A 5,627-nucleotide genomic window follows, 5' to 3' on the forward strand; every position below is an offset into this window, starting at 1 on the left:
GGCATGCCACCGGTGATTGCGGAAGAAAAACTTAAAATACTGTCCGGGATTAGTTGACCACTACAAATTGGGGAAGAACACGTAGGTTGTGTTGACCTCCGTAACCGGCTGTCCGAGCTTAAGAACCTAAAGGCGCACGTGTTTGGGCATATTCACGAGGGTTATGGACCGGAGGTTCGGGAGGATATGTGCCTACGTTTCGTAAACGCCAGCACCTGCACCGGTTGGTACGAGCCGTCCAATCCGCCGATTGTTTTCGACATATAGGCGTGGTCGAGCGCCCGCAAGAGGACCGGAAAATGAGTGTAAAAGCTTCAATCTCATCGAGTGACGATCATCATTTGTATTTTGACGAGTGACTTTCCGAGGACCCTCGATTCGTGTTTCTGGAACTGCCTGATCCCGCAGAATTCAGTGTGCACAAGGAAATATTCCAGGGGCATTCGATTGAGAGCATCACGATCCAAATCCCAAAGGAGGTTATGGACGACATCGCGATAGCATGGATAAAGAGAAGGAAGCTGCAAGGTGCGGTGGGCGGCCCCGTCGGCGCAGAATGGGGAAGCCCCGACTGTCCATACGATTGACCAAAGTTATAAAAGCTGCGAGTCACAGCGGGATGGCGTATGAAAAACAGATTGACGGAACACGTCGGGACAGGAAGCTCAGTAAGCATCAGCGAGTTCAGGAAAAGTCCAACCCGGTATTTTCTTGAACACCGGGTAGAAGTGCTATCACGAGGACAACCGATAGGGTATCTAGTCAGTGCGGAGTATTTCGAAATGATGCTGAGGGTTCTTGCCCAGCATGAAGATCCAGTGATTTTGAAAAAAGAGCTTGGTTTAACGGATGACTGGCTTCGAAAGACGATTCATGAAAACCGTTAAGGGACAGTGACCAGACTATACGCCGCGTTTCGATTTGCGTTCAGGCGACCGTTTCAATCGGCGTTCGATAGAAGATCAGGGAAGCACATAATGCGTTACTGACGGTTCGAGGATCGCCGGCAGACTTTTGGCCAGGAATTTTAACGATCTTGTGATTAACAAAAGGGGAGCTTCTATGCCCACAAATTATGAGCACGACCCCATACCCGATGGCTTTTTAAGCTTGCTGGAAAATGACATCCAGACCACCCCCCAGCGACTAAAGGCTGTAACGCCTGAGCTTGTGGCCCGTATCGAGGGTCTTGTGGGTGAAGTTAAGATCGATCTGGATGCACCCATCCCGGGCTCATTCACATAGGCCCGAAATGCGAAAGCTCAATGCTCGTGAAGCGCGCGAGGAGATAGACAGACTGCTTAATGCAGTAGTGTCAGGGAAGGAATTCGTAATTCGTCACCGTGACAAGCCTGTTGCTCGTCTGGTCGCCGCACTGCCTGACTCTGTAGTATTTACTGATAGGTCAGGACTCCAGGATTCGCAGCCTCTGGTCAAAGAAAGCACAGCCGAGAGCGTTCTAACCCTCCGTGACGACGAGCGTTACTGAAATACTATTCAAATGACTTTGGGACCGACCATGACGCGCTTGCTCCTGATCAAATGTGAGAATCAACATACTTGCAGATTGAGTTGATCGCCAACGGAGGCCTGACAGTTGAGTTACGGTTCTACTGAGCGTGCTTAGAAGGGCTAGAAAGACCCCAGACGATCTTGCCCCTGCGTGACAACGAACGTTATTGATGTTCTCGTTAAATGACTCTAGGACCAACCATGGGGATCTTGCTCCGAAACAAACATGATAACCAGTATACGTAGAGAACGAGCTGAACACCAACGGGAGCCTACAGGTTGGTTTTGCTGTTCTTTTTAGCTTCATAGCGTTCTTCAGGCGTCTGCCAATCCTTGAGGATCTGAAGAACATCCGGTGCTTTCGTCAGGGCACGTGCTGCCTCTATTCGGGCCCTCAAATGGTCTCTGTCATGCTCTGGGGAAAATCGACTTGTTGTTCCAGCTCGTCGAAAAAACTCTCAGTTGCCCGAGCCCTGCCCCAATCAGCAATCAAAGACTCCAACGCCTCCGTGCCTTTGCTGAATGACTCCTCCCTCAGTTTTGCATCTTCAGCAATGCGCATTCGCTCCAACTGCTCTTGCCACTTTTGCTGTTCTCGTCGGGTTTCCTCGGCAGCGACAGCGTATTGATCGGCGATTTCTACTGTCGACTTTTTTGAGTTCAACAGCAACGTGTCTGGCAAACTTCTCAAGATCTTGGTCCGTCTTCACGGCCAACCAATAGGCTGCCTATTAGACACCGAACTCTTCGATAAAATGTTGGGGGTTCGTTCCTGATGCGAAGACCCAGCTGTTTCGAGAAAGGAACCCGGCCGGACGGAAAGTTGGTTGTGGAAGGTGTTGTCAGACAATGACTCATTATAAAAACATGGATTACTGACTCCTAGATCATCGCGAAAAAAATCGCACAGGAGCTTCGATGCTCTGGAAGAACCTCATGAGAACCGCCTTCAACTCTAAGGCAACTACTGTGTCGATGAGCACTTCACTTCCCTCTTGCCCCACATCGAAACTTCCGTGAGCGTTTCCGTATATGCGAGCAAGCCGGAGAGGTTGTTCGGAAACGGAATGTAGAATTTGGCCCGGGATTTGCAATCTTTGACATTTCAGTTGTGGTAACCCGCCCCTTACCAATATAGCCTCCGATCTCCGAAGGACAATGGAGCAGAATAATGGAACTACAAAAAAAAGTGCTGTTAGGCGGGTGTTTATTGGCCAGTAGTATTAGCTTGATGGGATGTAGTGATAGCGAGCCTAAGGCCAAGCCTTCAACAGCTTTTACCGTTGACGTCACGAGTGATGCTCCTGATGCCGCACTAGGGGATGGCATCTGCGCTACCGCTCAGGATACGTGCACACTTCGTGCAGCGGTCCAGGAAGCCAATGTCTTTGAGGGCAGTGTCACTATAACCCTTGGTGAAGGTGTTTATGGTTTGGCCCTCGGGGCAGACGGCGAGGACAGCGGTGCAGAAGGGGATCTTGACATAACCAATGATGTCACTGTGATCGGTGCCGGGTACGACAAAACAACAGTCAGTGGGAACGAATTAGATCGAGTCATACATATCATTACCAAAGACGGTAAGCAGCCATCCGTCGCACTCGAAAACCTAACCATTAGCTCTGGCAAGAGTTCCGGGGACGGTGCAGGAATTTACAGTGAAGGACATCTAACCCTTAATGCCAGCAGGGTATCGGGAAATAACGCTGATGGTAACGGGGGTGGCATTTTTGTAACTGAGGACGCTTCCTTAACGCTTACCGAGGGCAGTATTGACAGCAATAATGCTGGTGATGAAGGTGGCGGTATTTATAGCGAATCAGACGTAATTCTGGATAACGTCACTGTCTCCGATAATCAAGCGCAGTGGGGGGGAGGAGGGATTTATGTAGACGCCGGAATCGACATTAAAGACTCGAATATCCGTAAGAATTCGTCGACTCGTGGCGGCGGTGGGGTCTATGGCTCTGCCTATGGAGGTGCAACCGCCATCATCGAAAACTCCCATTTCGAGAAAAACACCACGAAAGGTAACGGGGGAGGCATATTGTGGGACGGCGTGTTGAGCATCTCTAAAACGTCCGTTAAGGGGAATACAGCTAACCTCAACCCCATTGAGCGTGGTTCCCAACCAGCGGGTGGTGGAGTCTTTTACACCGGTAACGATTTAGACTTAAAAGGCAGTGACTTTTCAGGCAACAGCGCTGGGTTTGGTGGTGGGCTTTTTATAAATAGTGATAAGAATGGAGAGTCCAAACTTACTCTCAAGGACACAATCTTTTCGGATAACAATGCAGCCTACACTCGCAAAAAGGGTTACAGAACCTGGCCGGCGGGCAAGGGTGGAGCTGTTTTTATCGGGTCCGTTGACGTAGTTGAAGGTACCAACCTTGTTTTCCAAAATAATAAGTCAAACAGATCCGGCGGAGCATTATATAGTAATTCTGGTAGCTCAATTTTTAACAGCTTATTGTTTAAAGGAAACTCTGCGGAATACGGCGGAGCCATTTTCAGTGGCGGAGCTAGCGAACTTCTTAGAAACGCTACCATTACCGGCAACGCTGCCTCCAGCGCCGGTGGCGGTGTATTAAATGGCGCGGGGCTTCTGACTTTAGAAAATGTGACTCTTGCTAGCAACTCGACGGAGGGAGATGGTGCCAATCTTTTTAATGGGGACAAGGGCAGTACTCTGAAACTTGCCAACACCATTATTGCCAGCCCCTCAGGCGGCGCTAATTGTGCTGGCACAATCAGCTCCATGGGTCACAATCTCGAGGATGACGGCTCTTGCAGCTTTAAGGTTCCGACCGATATTAGCGGTCAGGCCGCCTCATTAGGTTCTCTGAATGACAATGGTGGTTTCACTCAAACCATGGCATTGAACGCTGGTAGCCCCGCAATAGATGCTGGATCAAACAGTGTTTGCCCCGCATCGGATCAGCGCGATTACCTGAGAGAAGACGGAGCCTGCGACATTGGTGCTTTCGAATTTAATGCGTCATCTGGCAGTGCTTTAGTAGCAAAGTAAGCGGGGTGGCACCACCTGGCCAAATTGGTCCATGCCGTAAATTCGGGACGCCCCATTAAGGTTTCCTGGCAGTATGAAAACGAAACTGGGGAGGTTTCGGCAGCAACGGCGTAGTGGCCAAATGAAACCGAGTATCCAGGTAGGTGCCATGGTTTCCTACAAAAAGTGTCCAATTACCAGAAAAACATACTGCTGAGGATCGGGGCATGGCTGAGTGTGAGGCTTCTTTTCGCAGGGCCAAAAAAGCAGGTCGTTATTCTTATCTGTCTGCTCTCACATAATATGGCCAGAATGTCCCGATCCCAGATTTTCAAGCTTTTTAAAATTATGTTTTAAAATTTTTTCAGCCTGGCTCAAGATGGCTGAAATACCTCTTAATTTCCTAATATTTAACATATTTTTACAGTTTACACCTCTATTCTGTGATAAAAAAGATGCCGTCATAATGCTTTATTAAAGATGTGACATTAAGACTTCACCCACACAGAAAACTGATTGCTATCGCAGTTTCTGGTCGTAAAAAATATTAAAAAAAGGATTGAAAAATGGCTCTTATTGCCTGCCCGGAATGTCAGAAAGAAGTAAGTGAACAAGCAACAAAATGCCCCTCGTGCTCATTCATACTGCGAAAAGCCGACCGGAGCATGCCAAACAAGATTGCCTTAGGCGGATTTGTTGCCGTCACGGTGTTAGCTCCACTGATCACTTATGTTTCTGGTAATACCGTTACAGGAAATGTAGCACTTATGACTCTTTTCGTTGGCTTCCCAGCGTTTGGTATCGCTGCATTGGTGACTCGTCCAAAACACTGATATCGAAAATGAAAGCTGTGCTCGCACAATCTTCGACTTTGCGAGCACAACCTCGACTCCGCTTTAGTACCGCTCATTGCCAGAAAATGCTGGCCCACTGTGCTAAGCCCCCGGCATCTTTTTGGCATATAAAACGATTTGGCCTCCTACATTACTAGTTAAACCTGTTCTTTTTGGCTTGATAACGCTCTTCAGGCGTCTGCCAATCGTAAGCGTCTGGGCATTACACCTTGTCTGGGGTAGCCGGCTTCCAGTTGTGGGGTAATAGCTCGTCG

5 protein-coding genes are annotated in these 5,627 nt (G+C 48.9%); 4 read left to right on the forward strand and 1 reads right to left on the reverse strand.

What is annotated here, in order from left to right:
• Positions 1 to 626: 626 nt before the first annotated feature.
• Positions 627 to 887: a type II toxin-antitoxin system Phd/YefM family antitoxin gene (locus DIT71_RS17895; protein WP_144114521.1), complete on the forward strand. Its 261-nt coding sequence runs from the start codon at positions 627 to 629 to the stop codon at positions 885 to 887.
• A gap of 175 nt (positions 888 to 1,062) precedes the next feature.
• Positions 1,063 to 1,245, forward strand: a complete 183-nt coding sequence (locus tag DIT71_RS17440) for a type II toxin-antitoxin system PrlF family antitoxin (protein WP_114614507.1) — start codon at positions 1,063 to 1,065, stop codon at positions 1,243 to 1,245.
• A gap of 661 nt (positions 1,246 to 1,906) precedes the next feature.
• Here DIT71_RS17440 and DIT71_RS17450 read toward each other — a convergent pair.
• Entirely contained in the window at positions 1,907 to 2,203 is a 297-nt protein-coding gene (locus DIT71_RS17450) for a hypothetical protein (RefSeq protein ID WP_147271475.1), read from the reverse strand.
• A gap of 480 nt (positions 2,204 to 2,683) precedes the next feature.
• Here DIT71_RS17450 and DIT71_RS17455 point away from each other — a divergent pair, with 480 nt between their 5' ends.
• Both DIT71_RS17455 and DIT71_RS17460 read left to right on the forward strand, forming a co-directional pair.
• Positions 2,684 to 4,540: a choice-of-anchor Q domain-containing protein gene (locus tag DIT71_RS17455; RefSeq protein WP_114614510.1), complete on the forward strand. Its 1,857-nt coding sequence runs from the start codon at positions 2,684 to 2,686 to the stop codon at positions 4,538 to 4,540.
• A 545-nt stretch (positions 4,541 to 5,085) separates the two neighbouring features.
• Positions 5,086 to 5,352, forward strand: coding sequence for a hypothetical protein (locus tag DIT71_RS17460; RefSeq protein ID WP_114614511.1), 267 nt, complete (start codon positions 5,086 to 5,088; stop codon positions 5,350 to 5,352).
• Positions 5,353 to 5,627 lie beyond the last annotated feature (275 nt).

Source organism: Marinobacter vulgaris (assembly GCF_003344045.1).
GTDB lineage: Bacteria > Pseudomonadota > Gammaproteobacteria > Pseudomonadales > Oleiphilaceae > Marinobacter > Marinobacter vulgaris.